Here is a 16991-nt window from a genome sequence, read left to right on the forward strand (position 1 = left end):
AGCGAGACGGCTTTCGCGCCGCCTCGGGTCATCCCCGGAATTTCCCAGGGAGGCCAGCTGCTATTCGCCCCAGACCACCTTCTTGCCCAGGCCGACCCAGCGCTCGTACTGGCCGGCGTAGACGTCCTCTATGCGGTTGCGCTTGACCTTGAAGGTGGGCGTGATGAAGCCGTTGTCCACGGTCCAGGGCGTGCTGACCAGGACCAGGCAGTCCAGCTGCTCATGCGGATCGAGCTTGGTGTTGATCTGCGCCAGGTGCTCCTTGAGTTCCTGCTCGATCTGGCCGCGGCCCTCGGCCGTCTTGGCGCGCTCCACCGCATCGGGCGACAGCATCACGATGCCCAGCGGCTGGCCCAGGTTGGCGCCCGTGACGGTGCAGGCCTCGATGTCGGGATGCATGCCCAGGCGGTCTTCGATCGGCGCCGGGGCCACGTACTTGCCCTTGCTGGTCTTGAACAGATCCTTGACCCGGCCGGTGATGCGCAGGCAGCCCTGGGCGTCCTGCGCGGCCTTGTCGCCGGTGCGCAGCCAGCCGTCCTGGGTGAAGGCCTCGCGGGTGATCTCGGCTTCCTTGTAGTAGCCCTGCATCACGGCCGGGCTGCGCATCTGCAGCTCGCCGGTGACCGGGTCTATGCGGGTCTGCACGCCCTCGTAGGCCGTGCCCACGGTGCCGCGCTGGTTCTTGCCCGGCAGCGTGATGTGCGAGACCGCCAGGTTCTCGGTCATGCCGTAGCCCTCGTTGATGGGGATGCCGAGGCCGGCATACCACTCGAGCAGGGCCAGCGGCATGGGCGCCGCGCCGCCGGCGCAGAAGCGCGCCTGGTCCAGGCCCAGGGCCTTCTGGATCTTCTTGCGGACCAGGCCGCCCAGCAGCGGAATGCGCAGCAGCTTCTGCAGCTTGGCCGGCGGCATCTTGTGGTGGATGCCCTGCTGGAACTTGACCCACAGCCGCGGCACCGAGAAGAACACCGTGGGACGGGCGCGCTGCAGGTCGGCGGCAAAGGTGTCCAGCGACTCGGCGAAGTAGACGCGGAAGCCCACGCACAGCCAGCCATGCTCGACCAGCATGCGCTCGACCACGTGGGCCAGCGGCAGGTAGGACAGCAGGCGGTCGCTGGAGCTGAGGTCGAAGCGCTTCTGGCCGGTCTGGATGGCCCAGGCGAAGGCGCCGAAGGAATGCATCACGCCCTTGGGCGCGCCGGTCGTGCCCGAGGTGTAGATCAGGGTGCAGAGCTCGTCGACGCCGCGCTTGACCTCGCCCTGCAGCGGCGCGGTGCGGCCGACGATGGCCTCCCAGCCTTCGTAGCTGCCGCGGGCATCGTCCGGCGACAGCGGATAGGACATGCAGGGCAGGCCGGCCGGCACGCCGGGCTTCATGCCCTCCCAGCCGTCGAGCTTGCCGACGAACAGGGCCTTGGATTCGCTGTGCTCCAGGATCTGGCGGATGGTCTCGGGCGCCAGCGTCGGGTACAGCGGCACCGACACATAGCCGGCCATCCAGATCGCCAGGTCGCTCATCAGCCACCAGGCGCAGTTCTTGGACAGGATGGCGACCTTGGAACCGGGCTCCCAGCCCTGGCTCTTCAGGTGGGCGGCCATGCGGCGCACGTTGTCGGCCACCTGGGCCCAGGTGTAGTCGCGGACCGAGCCGTCACCCATGGGCTGGGTCAGCACGACCTGGTTGGCGGCTTCGCTTTCCCAGTGGTAAAGGCGTTGCAACGCCAGCGCGTCGGCGGCGATGGTGGGCATAGGGCTTGTCTCCTGTGTACTTCTCTCTCGCAGAGAGGCTAACCAGGGAACCCGGCATCGCCTACCGGGTAAATGCTGGGCTTAGAGTCAGCTCTCCAAGGCGGCCTGCAGCAGATCGGCCAAAGCGCCGGCGGCATCACCCGTCACCTGGACCGGCGCGCCGGCCAGCGCCGCCGCCCCTTCGGTCTTGAGCTTGCTCACCCACTGGCCTGCCTCACGGCCACTGGCAAAGCCCTGGCTCTGCAGCAGCGTCGTGCCATCGGCGGCCACCAGCTTGAAGTAGAACTGGCCGTCGTTCTCGCGGTACTGCTTGAACAGCGGCAGCGCGGCCTTGGCGGCCTTCTCGACCTTGGTGGCCGCAGCCACGGCGGTGAACGGCGTCAGCCCCACGGCCGCACGGGCCTGGGCCAGCAGCGGGCCGGCGAGGGCGCGAGCCTTGGCCGCGCCCTGCTGAAGGATGGCCTCGATCTTCTCGGGATGGGCCAGCAGCTCGTCGTAGCGGGTGCGCATGGCGCCGATCTGGCCGTCTATCAGCTCGAACAGCTGCTTCTTGGCATCGCCCCAGCCCAGGCCCTCGCGCAACGCGGCGCGGAAGGCGGCCCGCTGCTCGCGGCTGGCAAAGGCGTCATAGAGCTGGACCAGGGCCGTGCCCTCGGGTTCCTTGGGTTCGCCGGGCAGCCTGGAGTCGGTGACGATGCGGGCGATGGCATCGCGCAGGCCCTGAGCGCCGCCGTCGAACAGCGGCACGACGTTGTCGTAGCTCTTGCTCATCTTGCGGCCGTCCAGGCCAGGCAGCAGTTCCATCTCGGCATCGACCTGCGCCTCGGGCAGCACGAACAGGTCCCGGCCCTGGCCGAACAGATGGTTGAAGCGCTGGGCCACATCGCGGGCCATCTCGATGTGCTGGACCTGGTCCTTGCCGACCGGCACGCGGTGGGCGTTGAACATCAGGATGTCGGCCGCCATCAGGATGGGGTAGCTGTACAGGCCCATGGTGATGCCGGCGTCCTCGTCCTCGCCCGCGGCCACGTTGGCGTCCACCGAAGCCTTGTAGGCATGGGCACGGTTCATCTGGCCCTTGGAGGTGACGCAGGTCAGCAGCCAGGTCAGCTCGGGAATCTCGGGGATGTCGCTCTGGCGGTAGAACACCACGCGCTCCGGGTCCAGGCCGGCGGCCAGCCAGACGGCGGCGATCTCCAGGCGCGAGCGGGCGATGCGGGCCGGGTCGTCGCACTTGATCAGCGCGTGGTAGTCGGCCATGAAGAAGAAGCTCTCCACGCCGGCCTCGCGGCTGGCCTCGATCGCAGGCCGGATCGCGCCGACATAGTTGCCGAGGTGCAGGGTGCCGGTGGTGGTGATGCCGGTCAGGACGCGCTGGGTCATGGTCTGGAGCTGGGCTGGGACGGGATTGCCGGGAGGCGCATTGTCGCTTCTCCCCGCAAAACGGGACGCTGCAGGCCCGAATGTGCGGATAGCATGCCCTCATCCGCAGTCGGATCCGGGAGCAGTTGCGCCACCATGACCGCCCTGATGCTTGTCAGCGCCAGCCTGAACCTGATGCTGGGGGGCGCCCTGCTCCTGCTGTGGTCACAGGAGAAGCACAAGGACTATGTGCGCGACTGGGGATGGAGCTGGATGCTGCTGGCCCTGGGCCTGATCCTCGGCCCCATCATGCAGGACTGGCTGGAACCCGGTCCGTTGCGCAACCTGCAGGCCCTGCTCGCCTCGGTGGCCCTGATGAGCTCCCAGGCCTTCCAGACGGTCGGCGCCCTGCGCTACCGCGACCGGCGCGTCTCGTTGCCGCTGACCCTGGCCCTGGTGCTGGCGGCCGTCGTGGTGCTGGCCTCACTGGGCATGCAGGACATGCGCCAGGCCATCGTGGCCGGCGCCGTGATGCTGGCGAGCATGTGCCTGGTCAGCGGCTGGCTGATCTGGCTGGCCGGCCATCGCTTCGAACGCTGGGTGGCCATGGGCTTCGTCGCGCTGGCGGCGGTCCACATCAGCGGCCCGCTGCTGGACCCCAAGGCCCAGTCGCTCATGACCTATTCGGCCGGCATCCTGGTGCAGACCACCTTGAGCCTGGGCCTGATCCTGCTCTCGGTGCGGCGCGCTCATGCGCTGGCCCGCCACCAGGGCGAGCGCTTCACGCGGCTGGCCGAGTTCTCGCTGCAGGGCCTGGTCGTGATGCGCCACCACAGGCTGCTCTATGCCAACCCGGCCGCACTGCGCACCTTCGGCACCGACAGGATGCCGGCCGAAACCGTCGATCTGCTGGCGCGCTTCGTGCCGCCCGAGCAGCAGGAGGCGGCCCGCGAGCGCCATGCACGCGTGCTGACCGACCGCAATGCCCATCTCGAATGGGAGAGCCACCGCCTGGGCATGGACGGCCAGGCCATCCACCTGCACTGCCTGTCCAGCCAGGTGGAATGGGACGACGAGCCGGCCGAGCTGATCGTGATGATCGACGACAGCTCGCGCTACGAGGCCGTCGAGGCGCTGCGCCGCCAGGCCCTGCACGACGAGTTGACCGACCTGCCCAACCGCAACCATGCGGTGACGCGGCTGCAGCAGCTGTGCCGGCCGGGCGGCACGCCCTTCACCGTGCTGTCGGCCGACCTGGATCGCTTCCAGCTGGTCAACGAGACCCTGGGCCACGAGGCCGGCGACGCCCTGCTGCGCGCCATCGCCCGGCGCCTGCACCGCCAGCTGCCGCTAGATGCCGAGCTGGCCCGGCTGGGCGAGGACCAGTTCGTCGTCATCGCCACCGAGGCCTGCGACACCCTGGCCGCCCAGGCGCTGGCCGAGCGGCTGCTGGCCATGCTGGCCAAGCCCTTCGCGATTTCGGGCGCCGAGCTTTTCGTCCACTTGTCGATAGGCGTGGCCCTGTTCCCGCAGGACGGCCGCGACGCCGCCACGCTGCTGCGCGCGGCCGACTCGGCCATGCACCGCGCCAAGTCCACGGCCGGCGCCAGCTGGCTGTTCTTCGACGCCACCATGAAGCAGGCCGCCCAGGCCCGGCTGGAGATCGAGCAGGCGCTGGGCCGCGCACTGTCGGCCGGCGAGTTCCTGCTCGAATACCAGCCCAAGTTCACGGCCGGCAGCCGCAAGCTCTGCGGCTTCGAGGCCCTGGTGCGCTGGGAAAGGCCGGAGCGCGGCCGGGTCAGCCCGGCCCAGTTCATTCCGGCGGCCGAACGCACCGGCCAGATCAAGGCACTGGGCGAGCTGATCCTCAAGCTGGCCTGCGCGCAGTTGCAGGAGTGGCAGCGCCGCTTCGGCCAGGGCCTGCCGGTGGCGGTCAATGTGTCGCCGCTGCAGTTCGAGGACCCGGATTTCGCGACCCGGCTGCTGGCCCTGCAGCGCGAGCATGGCCTGCCGCGCGGCCTGCTGGAGGTGGAGATCACCGAGACCGCGGCCATCGGCCATGTGGAGCGGGTCCTGCCCCAGCTGGCCCAGCTGCGCGAGGCCGGCGTCAGCATCTCGCTGGACGACTTCGGCACCGGCCAGTCCTCGCTGACCATGCTGCGCCAGTTGCCCATCGCCGCGATGAAGCTGGACCGCAGCCTGATCACGCCGCTGCCGGCCGCCGATGCCGGCGCCATCGTCCAGGCCGCCTGCGTGCTGGGCCGCTCGCTCAAGCTGGACATCGTGGCCGAGGGCGTTGAAACCTACGCCCAGGCCGCCGCCGCCGAGGCGCTCGGCTGCACCCAGCTGCAGGGCTATCTGCTCGGCCGGCCGCTGCCGGAAGCCGGCGCCACCCGGCTTCTGGAGCAGGTGCTGCAGCCAGCGCCCGCAGCCGCCAGACCGGGGCTCAGCGCGGGATGAAGCCGCCCAGCTCGTAGTCGGCCCAGTTCAGCTCGCCGTCGCGGCGGGCCCTTTGCAGCTCGCGTATCACCTGATAGCGGCTCTTGCTGCCCGACGCACCGGCGGCCGTGGGCTGGCTTTCCAGCAGGTACTGGCTGTATTCCAGGTCGGTGCAGGCGTAGCTGGAAGCCGCGTTGGAGGTGTAGGCCGGCGTGCCGGTCGCCGAGTAGGCGGGCGAGCCGGCGCCGGTGGACGGCTTGTAGTCGGGCTTGTAGTCGGGCTTGTAGTCCGCCTTTTCGTCCGGCTTGTAGTCGGCCTGCCGGTAGCGCTTGTAGTCGGCGCAATCGGCGCGCGCCGCCTGGTCGTAGGCCGCCTGTTTGGCTGCATACGAGGCGTCGTAGGAATAGCTGGCCGGCGGGTCGGCCAGGGCGGCACCGGTCAGCAGCAAGGCGCAGCCGGTCAGGACAAGTGGACGCATGGGAGCCCTCCAGGGAAAGGCTTGGCCAGGTTCGGGGCCGGCAAAGCAACCCCTTTACAGCGCCCGCGCTGCGGGGCTGCCAAACCAACTTAGGTCCTGGCCGGCCCGGGATCCAGGGCCAAGCTAGGGGTCTGGCCGCTCAGGCAGCCGAAACCGCCCGGTCGGCCATGGCCTCGCCCAGGCGGATGCCGCGGGCCGGCTGCCAGTCGGCGTTGAATTGCAGGTCGCTCTTGGGAAAGAGCATCACCACGGTGGAGCCGAGCAGGAAACGGCCCATCTCGGCGCCCTGCGCCAGGCGGATCTCGCGGTCCTCGTAGCTCCATTCGCGCGGCCGGCCCGGCCGCGGCGGGTTGACCAGGCCATGCCAGACCGTGGCCATGGAGCCCACGATGGTGGCGCCGACCAGGACCAGCACCCAGGGGCCTATCCTGTCGTTCTCGAACACGCAGACCACGCGCTCGTTGCGGGCGAACAGGCCCGGCACGCCGCGCGCCGTGGTCGGGTTGACCGAGAACAGATCGCCCGGCACATGGATCATCTGCAGCAGCCGGCCCTCGCAGGGCATGTGGATGCGGTGGTAGTCGCGCGGGCTCAGGTACAGCGTGGCGAACAGGCCATCGCGGAACTGTGCCGCCAACGTGGCATCGCCACCGACCAGGGCGGTGGCCGAGTAGCTGTGGCCCTTGGCCTGGAAGATCTGCTCGCCCTCGATACGGCCGAACTGGCTGATCGCACCGTCCACCGGGCAGATCAGCTCCGAGCCGGCCAGTGGCCGGGCGCCGGGCTTGAGTTCGCGGGTGAAGAAGTCGTTGAACGTGGCGTAGGCCGCCGGGTCCGGATTGGCCGCCTCTTCCATGGCCACGCCGTAGCGCCGGATAAAGCGGCTGATGGTCCAGGTGGTCAGGCCGCCCAGCCTGGCGCCGGCCGCGGCCCCGGCCAGCTGGGTCAGCAGCTGCTTGGGCATCAGGTATTGGGGCAGGACGGCAAGGCGATCGGACACGGGGCTCTTCCTTCTTTCTTTCAACAGCGAAAGCGGGCCGCGATTGTAGGTTGCGGCTCTTGCCGCCACACTGGCGCCATCCTCAGGAGTGACCCCATGGCCGAGCCCAAGACCCGACCGACCGACCAGCCCGTCTCCGAATTCATCGCCGCCCTGCCCGACGAGCGCAAGCGCGCCGACTGCCAGCGCGTGACCGAGCTGATGCAGGAGGCCAGCGGCGTCGCGCCGCGCATGTGGGGCTCGGCCATCATCGGTTTCGGTGCCTATCTGTTCACCCCCAGCGGCGGCAAGCCGACCGAATGGCCGGTGCTGGCCTTCTCGCCACGCAAGACCGACCTGACCCTCTACGTGCTGACCAACTTCAAGGGCCAGGAAGACCTGCTGGCTCGGCTGGGCAAGCACAAGACCGGCAAGGTCTGCCTCTACCTGAAGAAGCTGGCCGACGTGGACGAGGCCGTGCTGCGCCAGATCATCGCGGCCAGCCTGGCCCACATGACGCCGCAGCGCGTGGCCTAACATGGCGCCCTTTCCCGCCAGCCGAACGCCCCGACCATGGAAATCTATCTGGACGCCAATGCCACGACCCCGGTGCTGGACGCCGCCCGCGCCGCCGCGCTGTCGGCCATGGCCGAGGACTACGGCAATCCCAGCAGCATCCACAGCACCGGGCTGAAGGCACGGGCCCTGATCGAAGCGGTGCGCGAGCGTGCCCGCAAGCTGCTGGGCGCCGGCAATGGCCGTCTGCTTTTCATCTCGGGCGCCACCGAGGGCATACAGACCGCCGTGCTGTCGGCCCTGCATGCGCTGCGCAGCCGCCGCGAAGCCGGTGACACGAGCGCCGAGCTGCTGCTCTACGGCGCCACCGAACACAAGGCCGTGCCCGAGGCGCTCAAGCACTGGAACGAGTTGCTGGGCCTGAGTCTGCAGGTGCAGGCCATCCCGGTGGGCCGCGACGGCCGCCATGACCTGGACTGGCTGCGCCAGCATGCGCCGCGCGCCGGCCTGGTCTGCACCATGGCCGCCAACAACGAGACCGGCGTGGTCAGCGACCTGGCCGGCATCGAGGCCGCGCTGCAGGGCTCGGCCACGTTCTGGCTGGTCGATGGCGTCCAGGCCCTCGGCAAGCTGCAGCTGGACCTGGCCACGCGCCGCATCGACTACGCCCCCTTCTCCGGCCACAAGCTCTATGCGCCCAAGGGCGTGGGCCTGCTCTATGTGCGCGAGGGCGCTCCGTTCACGCCGCTGATGGCCGGCGGCGGCCAGGAAGGCGCGCTGCGCTCGGGCACCGAGAACATGTCCGGCATCGCCGCCCTGGGCGCCGTGCTGGAAGCCCTGCAGGACGGCAAGAGCTTTCGCGACCACGCGACCCTGGTGCGCTTCCGTGACCGCCTGGCCGATGCGCTGCGCGAGGCCTTTCCTGGCCTGGTCTTCAATGCGCCGCTGGAACAGGCCCTGCCCACCACGCTGAATTTCTCGGTGCCGGGCCTGGCCTCGCGTTTGCTGCTGGACCTGTTCGATGCCGCCGAGCTGCGCGTCAGCGGCGGTTCGGCCTGCAGCGCCGCCAAGGCCCAGCCCAGCTTCGTGCTGCAGGCCATGGGCTTGCCCGACGAGCAGACCGCCTCGGCCGTGCGCCTCTCGTTCGGACCGGCGGCCGACGAGGCCTTCATCATCGAGGCCTGCGAACGCATCCGCGTCTGCGGCGAGACCCTGCGCGCCAACTGCCTGGCGCCGGGTGGCGGCAACCTGCCGCTGCCGGGCAATGGCATCAGCCGCTATCTGCTCGACGGCGAATGTTGTTGGCTGGTGGCCGATGCCGACAAGCGGCAATGCGTGGTTATCGATCCGCTGGCCGGCCTGGTCGAGCGCCTGGCCCAGCAACTGCGCTGCCAGGGCTATCCGGTGGTGGGCGTGCTGGCCACCGATGCCAGTCACGAGGCCGCCTGCGAAGCGCTGCGCGCCGCCGTGCCCGAGCTGCTGGCCGCGCCGGCCTCGCTCGTTCGACAGCTGCCACTGAGCCAAGGCCGCAGTGCCTGGCTGCTTGGCGACGAGCGCCAGGTCCGCGTCGCCTTCATTGGCCAGGCCTCGGTCGAGGAGCTCGGCACAGCGGTCCAGCCAGCCACGCTGCTCGCCGCCTCGCGCGACCTGGACAACCAGATCACCAGCACGCCGAGCAGCCAGTTGGCCGGCCCTTCCACGCCGGCACGCAGCCTGGATCCGCAGTCCCTGCACGAGCTGCTGAAGGCCCATCCCGACGCCCTGGTGATCGACGTGCGCGAGCCCTTCGAGCAGCGCCTGGGCCAGGCCCCGGTGCTAGAGCCGGCGGTGGCCATCGAGGCCGTGCCGGTCTCGCGCCTGCTGAACACGCTGCCGGCCTGGCTGGCCATGCCGGCCGAGCGGCCGGTGGTGTTCTTCTGCCGCAGCGGCAACCGCAGCCTGGTGGCCGCCAACCTGCTGAAGCGCCTGGGCCACGAGGAGGCCTATTCGCTGGCCGGCGGCCTGGCCCTGTGGCCGCAGCGCACGCCGGCCGCGGCGGATCCGGCGCTGTATGTCTGATGCTCCGCGCCACGAGCACAGTTCCTTCTACAAGTTCGTCGCGCTGAGCGATGCCGAGCGCGTGGCCGAGCGGCTGCGCGAGCTCTGCCGCGAGCTGGGCGGCAATGTGCTGGTGGCGCCGGAAGGCATCAGTGGTGCCCTGGGCGGACTGCCTGCGGCGCTCGATGCTTTTGAGTTGGCCCTGGTCGAAGACCCGATCTTCGAGAGCGCGTTCCGCGGCATCCAGTTCAAGCGCAGCTTCTGCACGACGCGGCCGTTCACGCTCTGCAAGGTCCATGTGAAGCCCGAGCTGGTGGCCTTCGGGCTGGAGGGCGTCAGCGGCCTCGACGATGCCCGGACCACCCATGTCTCTCCGCAGGACTGGCATCAGTTGATCGCCCGCGAGGACGTGGTGCTGCTGGACAACCGCAACAGCTTTGAATGGAAGCTGGGGCATTTCCGCGGCGCCATCGATCCGGGCGTGCGCCATTTCCGCGACTTCCCGGCCTATGTCCAGGCCCATGCCGAGGCATGGAAGCAGGCGGGCAAGACGGTCGCCATGTACTGCACCGGCGGCATACGCTGCGAAAAGATAGGCGGCTGGATGAGCCGCGAACTGGGCCTGCAGGTGGCCCAGCTGGACGGCGGCATCCTCAACTACTTCGAGCAGACCGGCGGCGAGGACTGGCAGGGCGAATGCTTCGTCTTCGACAAGCGCATCGCCATCGACCCCCAGCGCGAGGAGACCGCCACCACGGCCGAGCAGGTCTTTGGCGACGACCCGGACGAGGCCTGGCGTCTGGCGCGGGCCAGGCGGCTGGATCCGGCCGGCTGATCAGTCAGTCGGTCTCGGAAAACATCGCCCGCTGCCGGCCGTCGTTCTTGGCGCGGTACATGGCCTGGTCGGCCGCGGCGATCAGCTCGGTGGCATTGCCGCCGTTCTCCGGATAGCGGGACACGCCGATGCTGGCACCGGCCACCAGCTGGGCCTCGCCGAACATCACCGGCTGGGCCAGGGCCTCCAGCACCTTGTGGGTCACGGCCGTGATCGCCTCCGGATCGTCCGTGTGGTCCAGCAGGATCACGAACTCGTCGCCACCCATGCGGGCCACGGTGTCGACCTCGCGCACCAGCTGGCGCAGCCGCTGGGCCAGGGTGCGCAGCACGGCGTCGCCGGCCGCATGGCCCAGGCTGTCGTTGATGTCCTTGAAGTTGTCCAGGTCGATGAACAGCATGGCCAGGCGGCCGCCGTTGCGCTTGGCATGGGCCAGCGCATGGTCCAGCCGCTCCAGCAGCACGCGGCGGTTGCACAGGCCGGTCAGGCTGTCGTGGCTGGCCAGGTGGTCCAGCTCGCGCTGCTTGTGCTCCAGCGAATCGATCTGCGCACCGATCTGCTGCTGCATGTGGTCGATTGAGCGGGCCAGCAGGCCGATCTCGTCGTCTCTATCCATGGGCAGCACGCCGGCCTGCTCTCGGCCGCTGGCGAAACGCTGGACCGCGATCACGATCTGCGCGATCGGGCGCGACAGGGCCTGGGCCAGCAGGAAGGCCAGCAGCAGGGCCAGGGCGCTGAAGGCAATGACGATGCGGACGCTGACGCGGCCCAGGTTCTCGGCCTCGCGCAGCACCTGGTCCAGTGGCACGGACAGGCCGAGGATGAACTCGTCCTCGCTGTGCAACGTGCCCTGCGGCTGGCGCACGAAGGCGGCCACCAGGCCCGCGCCATCGCCCGGCTCCAGCGTGGTCACCAGCTGGACTGGCGCGCCGGGCTTCTTCTCAACCAGCTCGACCGTGGCCGGAAAGTCCTGCTGCAGCAGGGCGCTCTGGCCGCGGTCGAAGGCAAAGGCCTTGCTGCGGTCCGGATGGATCAGGAACTCGCCCACGCTGTTGACCAGGTAGAGCCTGAGGCCCTGCGGCAGGTCGGCACCGAGCTGGTCGAACAGGCGGTCCAGATCGAGGTTGATCACCACCAGGCCCAGCGGCCGGCCATCGTCGCCGCGCACCGGGGCCGCCACCTGCAGCGAAGGCTTGTCCAGGCCGGCGTGGGCGCCGACCTCGTGGTTGATCACGGCCCGCGAGACATAGACCGCGCCCAGCGGCAGGCGCAGGGTCTCGAAGACATAGGGATAGTGGCCCTTCTCCTGCAGGTCCTCCTCGGCGATGCGCAGCACGCCGGCGCTGTCACGGTCCACCCTCAGCCTTTCCAGGCCATGGTCGGCCGCGCCTATCAGGCGCATCTGGTAGTACTCGGGATGGGTGTCCAGCATGCGCTTGAACAGCAGGGCACTGTTGGTTTCGCTGCGCGATTGGATCGCCGGGTCGCTGCGGGTCAGCAGCCGCGCCGCCATCGGATGCTCGGCGAACAGCTGGGCGTCGCGCGCCGTGTTTTCCAGGCCCACGGAGAGCTGGCGCACCAGCACGCGGGTAGCGGTCAGCAGCCGCTCCTCGGCGGCGGCCACCAGCAGCTGGCGGCTGGCCGAGTAGCCGTAGTAGCCGGTCAGGCCGGCCGCGAGCACACCAACGGCGGCCAGCGCCAGCCCAATGCGCCAGGCAATGCCGAGCTTCATGGCGCCAGCACCCGGGCCGCCCGGTCGCCCGAGCGTATGCGCGACCACATCAGCTCGCGCTGGCCGGCATCCTCGACCGGCTCCAGCCACAGCAGACGGTGGGCACCGGCGCTGGCGGCCGATTCGGCCGTGGTGGCGGCCAGGCCCTGGCGGCTGACCAGCAGGCTGCTGGCCTGGCGGCCCAGCAGGTGGTCGATCCAGGCATGGGCCAGGGCGCGCTGCCGGGACGCCGCCGGGATGGCCCAGCAGTCCAGCCAGGCCAGGGCACCTTCACGCGGGATCGCGTAACCCACGTCGGCCCCGGCGGCCTTGAGCAGCTGGTACTGCTGGCGGCCGTAGTTGGCATACATCAGGGCCGCGCCATGGCGCTGGAACAGCTTCACCGACTCGTTGGGTTCACTGTAGAAGCCCAGCACATTGCGGCGCAGCTCGATCAGCTTGTCCACCGCCTTGGGCCGCAGGGCGGGCGGCAGCCGGAACGGCGATTCGGCGCCCAGCATCTGGGCCGCCAGCGAGAAGTTGTGGCTGCCGCCGTTGTAGGCGATGACCTTGCCCTGCCAGCGCGGATCCCACAGGGCCTGCAGCGAGTCCGGCGGCTGGCTGAACTGGTGGCGGTCGTAGATCAGCCCCATTTCCGCATAGGTGAAGGGAATCGCCAGCACCTTGGCCTCGGCACCGTGGCCGGCAACCAGGCCAGGAATCGCCGCCCGGTCGCGAAAGCGCGGCAATTGCTGCCGGGCGTTGGGAACCAGCGCGGGATCGACTGGCTGGACCAGACCGGCGGCTCGGTAGCGCTGCAACTCGGCCGTGTTGACAGCAAACACGTCGAAGGCGGGCCCGGCTCTCTGGCTGAGCTTGTGCCAGAGCGCCTCGTCGGTATCGATGACGGTCAGCTCGACCTTGGCGCCGGTCTTCTTCTCGAAGGCCTGCACCACCTCCGGCTCGGCATAGCCGGGCCAGGCAAGCACCCGCAAGGTCTGACCTGCGGCCCAGGCGGCGCCGGCGGGCAGCCCGGCCAGAAGCAGGGCGCACAGCGCGCGGCGCGACACTGCTGACAGCGGCAGTCGGCATCCATCCATGGAGCCATCGTAGATGATGCGACGATCGGCTCCCGGCCCCCCAAAGGACGCATTGGCGCGCAATTCCGCATGACCAGCCCCAGTTTCCACTCCGTGACCGCAGCATGGCTGACACTCGCCGCCCTGCCTGCGCAGGCCGGCCCCGACCCGGGATGGACCGACCCGCAGTCCGGCCTGGTCTGGGCCCGCTGTGTGGAGGGCATGCAGTGGAACGGCAAGACCTGCACCGGCGAGCCGCTTCTGCTGACCCTGCCGCAGGCCCTGGCCCGCGCCGCGGCCCGCGCCAAGGAGGACGGCCTGGCCTGGCGTCTGCCACGCATTCCCGAGTTCCGCCGCCTGGTCGAGAAGGCGGGCCGCCCGCCGGGGCTGGATGCGGCCGTGTTCCCCGCCGCGCCGCGCGACTGGCATTGGACGGCCACGGTCAATGCAACGCAGGCCCGGTCCAACCCCTACAACTACGGTACCGTGATGAATGGCGGCAAGGCCGAGGGCACCTCCTTCATGCTGGGCTGGGCCTTGAACACGCGCAGCGCCGAGACCAGCGGCGAGATTCCCAAGAGCCGACCGTTACCAGTTCGGCTGCTGCATGCCCCGGCCAGCGAGCCGAGCCCGCGATAATCGGCCTTCCCTGCAGTCCCCAGCCTCCCGGATCCCTTTCCCATGTCCAACCTGATCGTTCACGGCGGCACGCCCCTGGCCGGCCGCATCATTCCGTCGGCCAACAAGAACGCCGTGCTGCCCATCCTGTGCGGCACCCTGCTGAGCGCCGAACCGATACGGCTGCGTGGCGTGCCCGAGATCACCGACGTCAAGAAGATCGTCGAGGTGTTCCGCAAGCTCGGCAGCGAGGTCGAGATCGACTTCAAGACCGGCATCCTGGACGTGCACCACAAGAACACCCGCTTCGACCCGGCCGTGGACCGCCTGCCCGAAGAGATGCGCTCGTCCATCATGCTGGTGCCCGGCCTGATGGCCCGCTTCGGCGCCGCCCGCGTGGAGGACGACGTCAAGGGCTGCACCCTGGGCGCCCGCGAGATCGATCCGCATGTAGAGGTGTTCCAGCGCTTCGGCGCCGAGGTCGAGCGCCTCAGCGACGGCTTGCTGTGCACGGTGGCCGGCAAGCTGCGCGCCAACGACCACTGGACCGACTACGCCTCGGTCACCACCACCGAGAACTTCGTGCTCTGCGCCGCGCTGGCGGCCGGCACCTCGACGCTGATGAACGCGGCCAGCGAACCGCATGTGCAGGAGTTCTGCCAGTTCATGGTGATGCTGGGCGCCCAGATCGAAGGTCTGGGCACTTCGCGCCTGAAGATCACCGGCATCGATGCGCTCAAGGGCGGCGAGTTCACGTTCGCCGAGGACTTCCACGAAATCGTCACCTTCCTGGCCCTGGGCGCCATCACCGGCGGCGAGGTGCAGGTCAAGAATTCGCAGCCCGAGCAGTTCCCGCTGATCGACCGCACCTTTGCCAAGTTCGGCGTGCAGATCATTCACGAGAATGGCTGGTCGCGCTCGGTCACCGAAGGCGGCAAGCTCAAGGTGAAGGAACCCTTCACCCGCAACATCCTGCAGAAGGTCGAGGCCGCGCCCTGGCCCTACCTGCCGGTGGACCTGCTGCCCATCTTCGTTGCACTTGGCGTCAAGGCCGAGGGCAGCGTGATGTTCTGGAACAAGGTCTACGACGGCGCCATGGGCTGGACCTCGGAGCTGTCCAAGTTCGGCGCCCATGCCTTCCTGTCGGACCCGCACCGCATGGTCACCTTCGGCGGCAAGCCGCTGGCGGCGGCCGAGGTGGAGAGCCCCTACATCATCCGCGTGGCCATTGCCCTCCTGATGGTGGCGGCCAGCATCCCGGGCAAGTCGGTGATACGCAATGCCACGCCGATACGCCGCGCCCATCCGCATTTCGTCGAGAACATCTGCGGCCTGGGCGCGCAGATCGAGTGGGTCGAAGGCGATTGATCCATGAAACGCTGGGGCGGCGCGCTGGCGCTGCTGATCTTTTCGGCCTCCGCCCTAGCGGGAGGCGAGCCTCAGGTACCGACCCTGCGCTGGCTGGTGCAGGACATGCCGCCGCATTTCTCCTATGCCAACGGCCATGCGCCGCGCAATGCCGACGACCTCGGCAACGGTGAGATCTCGGGCTTCCTGAAGCTGCTGATCCAGCGGCTGCCGCAGTACCGGCACGAGTTCGTCGAGGCTGGCTTGCCGCGCTTCGAGACCCTGGTCCGCCAGGGCGAGACCTTGTGCTCGGCGCTGCACTTGCGCCGGCCGGAGCGTCTCGAGTGGCTGTACTTCACCGAGCTCTACCCGCCGCTTTTTTCGCGCCAGATCCACGTGGTCGTGCACAAGGACAAACTGGCCAACTTCGAGCTCCGGGGCCAGCCGCTGCAGTTGAAGGAGCTGCTGCAAAGGCGGGACCTGGTCGGCCTTCTGCCGCGCGACCGCGCCTTCGGCGGCCGCATTGACAGCCTGCTGCGCGAAGCCGGGAGCAATGCTCCGGCCACCGTGGTCAGCGGGCGTGGCATGCAGTTGCTCACGATGCTCAGAGCCCATCGCATGGATTGGACGCTGGAGTACCCGTCCGTGGTGGATTCGCTGGGCGGTGGCGAACTGGTGTCCCTGCCACTGGCCGAAGGTCGCAGCACGGCCGTGGCCACGCTGGCCTGCAGCCGCAATGCCGAGGGCAAGCAACGCATAGAGGCGATTGACGCCGCGGTCCGCAAGCTGGCCCAGGACGCCCACCGCGATGCCTGGATACGGAGCTGGCGCGGCGACTCGGTCGACGAGGCCGAGCGTCGCAGCATCCTGCGCTACATGGACGAGCGCGCCCGCGGCGGCTCGCGGGTCGAATAGTGAGCCGGCCGGCCAAGCCGGAACTGCCGCTGCTCCATGGCGTCAACGCCAGCGCCGTAGCGTGCCCGGCCGGGCCCTGGCTGCTGCTGCTCGACTTCCTGGCCGAGCGCCTTTCGCTGGTCGCTCGCGAGGATTGGCTGGCTCGCATGGAACGCGGCGAGGTGCTGGACGAACAGGGCCAGGTCTTGCCTGCGGCGACGCCCTATCGACAGGGCCGGCGCGTCTTCTATTACCGGCTGCTGGACCACGAGGACCCGATTCCTTTCGAAGCCCGCGTGCTGTTCCGCGACGAGCAGCTGCTGGTCGTCGACAAGCCGCATTTCCTGCCGGTCACGCCCAAGGGCCGCTACGTGCAGCAGACCCTGCTGGTGCGACTGCAGCGCGAGCTGGGCATCGGCACGCTGAGCCCTATCCACCGACTCGACCGCGAGACCGCCGGGTTGACGTTGTTCAGTCTGCAGCCAGCGCAGCGCGACGCCTACCAGCGACTGTTCCGCGAGCGTCTCGTCGAGAAGGTGTACGAGGCGATTGCCCCGGCACCACCACTGGACCTGACCCTGCCCATGAATTGCCGCAGCCGACTTGTAGAACGCGAGGGCGAGGCCTTCATGCAGATGCAGCAGCTGCCGGGCGAGCCGAATGCCGAAACCCGCATCGCCATGATCGAAACGCTGGCGGGCGGCCTGGCCCGCTACGAGTTGCGCCCGAGGACCGGCATCAAGCATCAGCTGCGCGCGCAGATGAACGCGCTGGGCCTGCCCATCCTCGGCGACCGCATTTATCCGGTGCTGCAGCCGGTGGAGGATCGGCCGGACTATTCGCGGCCGCTGCAGCTGCTGGCGCGCCGCATCGCCTTCGAGGATCCGCTCAGCGGCCAGCCTCGGTCATTCGAATCGGGAATGCGCCTGATGGCGCCTTGAGGGAGC

14 protein-coding genes are annotated in these 16991 nt (G+C 69.2%); 8 read left to right on the forward strand and 6 right to left on the reverse strand.

Translation table 11 applies throughout. From position 1 onward, the window contains the following. Positions 1–60: 60 nt before the first annotated feature. Both QT382_RS10480 and QT382_RS10485 read right to left on the reverse strand, forming a co-directional pair. Entirely contained in the window at positions 61–1749 is a 1689-nt protein-coding gene (locus QT382_RS10480) for an AMP-binding protein (protein WP_289253977.1), read from the reverse strand. A gap of 87 nt (positions 1750–1836) precedes the next feature. Further along, a complete protein-coding gene (locus QT382_RS10485) occupies positions 1837–3132 on the reverse strand; it encodes a tryptophan--tRNA ligase (RefSeq protein WP_289253978.1) in 1296 nt (431 codons plus the stop codon). Positions 3133–3267: 135 nt separating this feature from the next. On the opposite strand from QT382_RS10485, the gene QT382_RS10490 reads away from it, so the two are divergent. After that, on the forward strand, positions 3268–5571 hold the full coding sequence (locus tag QT382_RS10490) for a putative bifunctional diguanylate cyclase/phosphodiesterase (RefSeq protein WP_289253979.1): 2304 nt from the start codon (positions 3268–3270) through the stop codon (positions 5569–5571). Here the strand turns inward: QT382_RS10490 and QT382_RS10495 are convergent. Together QT382_RS10495 and asd are read right to left on the reverse strand one after the other, a co-directional pair. After that, positions 5558–6028: a hypothetical protein gene (locus QT382_RS10495; protein WP_289253980.1), complete on the reverse strand. Its 471-nt coding sequence runs from the start codon at positions 6026–6028 to the stop codon at positions 5558–5560. The two genes, QT382_RS10490 and QT382_RS10495, sit on opposite strands and share 14 nt — an antisense overlap. Before the next feature lie 139 nt (positions 6029–6167). After that, a complete protein-coding gene (gene asd / locus QT382_RS10500; RefSeq protein ID WP_289253981.1) occupies positions 6168–7028 on the reverse strand; it encodes an archaetidylserine decarboxylase in 861 nt (286 codons plus the stop codon). A 96-nt stretch (positions 7029–7124) separates the two neighbouring features. On the opposite strand from asd, the gene QT382_RS10505 reads away from it, so the two are divergent. From QT382_RS10505 to trhO, 3 genes are read left to right on the forward strand one after another with little or no spacing between them, the layout of a single operon-like run. Further along, positions 7125–7544, forward strand: coding sequence for a DUF1801 domain-containing protein (locus QT382_RS10505; RefSeq protein WP_289253982.1), 420 nt, complete (start codon positions 7125–7127; stop codon positions 7542–7544). 36 nt (positions 7545–7580) lie between these two features. After that, on the forward strand, positions 7581–9581 hold the full coding sequence (locus QT382_RS10510; RefSeq protein ID WP_289253983.1) for an aminotransferase class V-fold PLP-dependent enzyme: 2001 nt from the start codon (positions 7581–7583) through the stop codon (positions 9579–9581). Beyond that, positions 9574–10395, forward strand: coding sequence for an oxygen-dependent tRNA uridine(34) hydroxylase TrhO (gene trhO / locus QT382_RS10515; protein WP_289253984.1), 822 nt, complete (start codon positions 9574–9576; stop codon positions 10393–10395). The genes QT382_RS10510 and trhO overlap by 8 nt, the downstream gene beginning before the upstream one ends. A 4-nt stretch (positions 10396–10399) precedes the next feature. Here the strand turns inward: trhO and QT382_RS10520 are convergent, their stop codons facing one another. Then, a complete protein-coding gene (locus tag QT382_RS10520) occupies positions 10400–12127 on the reverse strand; it encodes a diguanylate cyclase domain-containing protein (RefSeq protein ID WP_289253985.1) in 1728 nt (575 codons plus the stop codon). After that, complete coding sequence (locus QT382_RS10525; RefSeq protein ID WP_289253986.1) at positions 12124–13206, reverse strand: extracellular solute-binding protein; 1083 nt, start codon at positions 13204–13206, stop codon at positions 12124–12126. Before QT382_RS10525 ends, QT382_RS10520 begins: the two co-directional genes overlap by 4 nt. A gap of 93 nt (positions 13207–13299) precedes the next feature. On the opposite strand from QT382_RS10525, the gene QT382_RS10530 reads away from it, so the two are divergent. The 4 genes from QT382_RS10530 to QT382_RS10545 are packed head-to-tail and all read left to right on the forward strand — an operon-like array spanning position 13300 to position 16985. After that, the gene (locus QT382_RS10530) at positions 13300–13824 is read left to right on the forward strand and encodes an Lcl C-terminal domain-containing protein (RefSeq protein ID WP_289253987.1); all 525 of its coding nucleotides are present in this window, start codon (positions 13300–13302) and stop codon (positions 13822–13824) included. Positions 13825–13866: 42 nt separating this feature from the next. Then, a complete protein-coding gene (locus tag QT382_RS10535; RefSeq protein ID WP_289253988.1) occupies positions 13867–15171 on the forward strand; it encodes a UDP-N-acetylglucosamine 1-carboxyvinyltransferase in 1305 nt (434 codons plus the stop codon). A 3-nt stretch (positions 15172–15174) separates the two neighbouring features. Next, positions 15175–16065, forward strand: coding sequence for a hypothetical protein (locus tag QT382_RS10540; RefSeq protein WP_289253989.1), 891 nt, complete (start codon positions 15175–15177; stop codon positions 16063–16065). Next, on the forward strand, positions 16065–16985 hold the full coding sequence (locus QT382_RS10545; protein WP_289253990.1) for a pseudouridine synthase: 921 nt from the start codon (positions 16065–16067) through the stop codon (positions 16983–16985). The genes QT382_RS10540 and QT382_RS10545 overlap by 1 nt, the downstream gene beginning before the upstream one ends. The last annotated feature ends 6 nt before the right edge of the window (positions 16986–16991 follow it).

The sequence above is a fragment of the Pelomonas sp. SE-A7 genome (assembly GCF_030345705.1).
Taxonomy (GTDB): Bacteria; Pseudomonadota; Gammaproteobacteria; order Burkholderiales; family Burkholderiaceae_C; genus JAUASW01.

Bases quoted from the DNA above. Each gene is read 5' to 3' on its own strand.
- QT382_RS10480 (WP_289253977.1), bottom strand. From the start codon at position 1,749: ATGCCCACCATCGCCGCCGACGCGCTGGCGTTGCAACGCCTTTACCAC.
- QT382_RS10485 (WP_289253978.1), bottom strand. From the start codon at position 3,132: ATGACCCAGCGCGTCCTGACCGGCATCACCACCACCGGCACCCTGCAC.
- QT382_RS10490 (WP_289253979.1), top strand. From the start codon at position 3,268: ATGACCGCCCTGATGCTTGTCAGCGCCAGCCTGAACCTGATGCTGGGG.
- QT382_RS10495 (WP_289253980.1), bottom strand. From the start codon at position 6,028: ATGCGTCCACTTGTCCTGACCGGCTGCGCCTTGCTGCTGACCGGTGCC.
- QT382_RS10505 (WP_289253982.1), top strand. From the start codon at position 7,125: ATGGCCGAGCCCAAGACCCGACCGACCGACCAGCCCGTCTCCGAATTC.
- QT382_RS10510 (WP_289253983.1), top strand. From the start codon at position 7,581: ATGGAAATCTATCTGGACGCCAATGCCACGACCCCGGTGCTGGACGCC.
- trhO (WP_289253984.1), top strand. From the start codon at position 9,574: ATGTCTGATGCTCCGCGCCACGAGCACAGTTCCTTCTACAAGTTCGTC.
- QT382_RS10520 (WP_289253985.1), bottom strand. From the start codon at position 12,127: ATGAAGCTCGGCATTGCCTGGCGCATTGGGCTGGCGCTGGCCGCCGTT.
- QT382_RS10525 (WP_289253986.1), bottom strand. From the start codon at position 13,206: ATGGATGGATGCCGACTGCCGCTGTCAGCAGTGTCGCGCCGCGCGCTG.
- QT382_RS10535 (WP_289253988.1), top strand. From the start codon at position 13,867: ATGTCCAACCTGATCGTTCACGGCGGCACGCCCCTGGCCGGCCGCATC.
- QT382_RS10540 (WP_289253989.1), top strand. From the start codon at position 15,175: ATGAAACGCTGGGGCGGCGCGCTGGCGCTGCTGATCTTTTCGGCCTCC.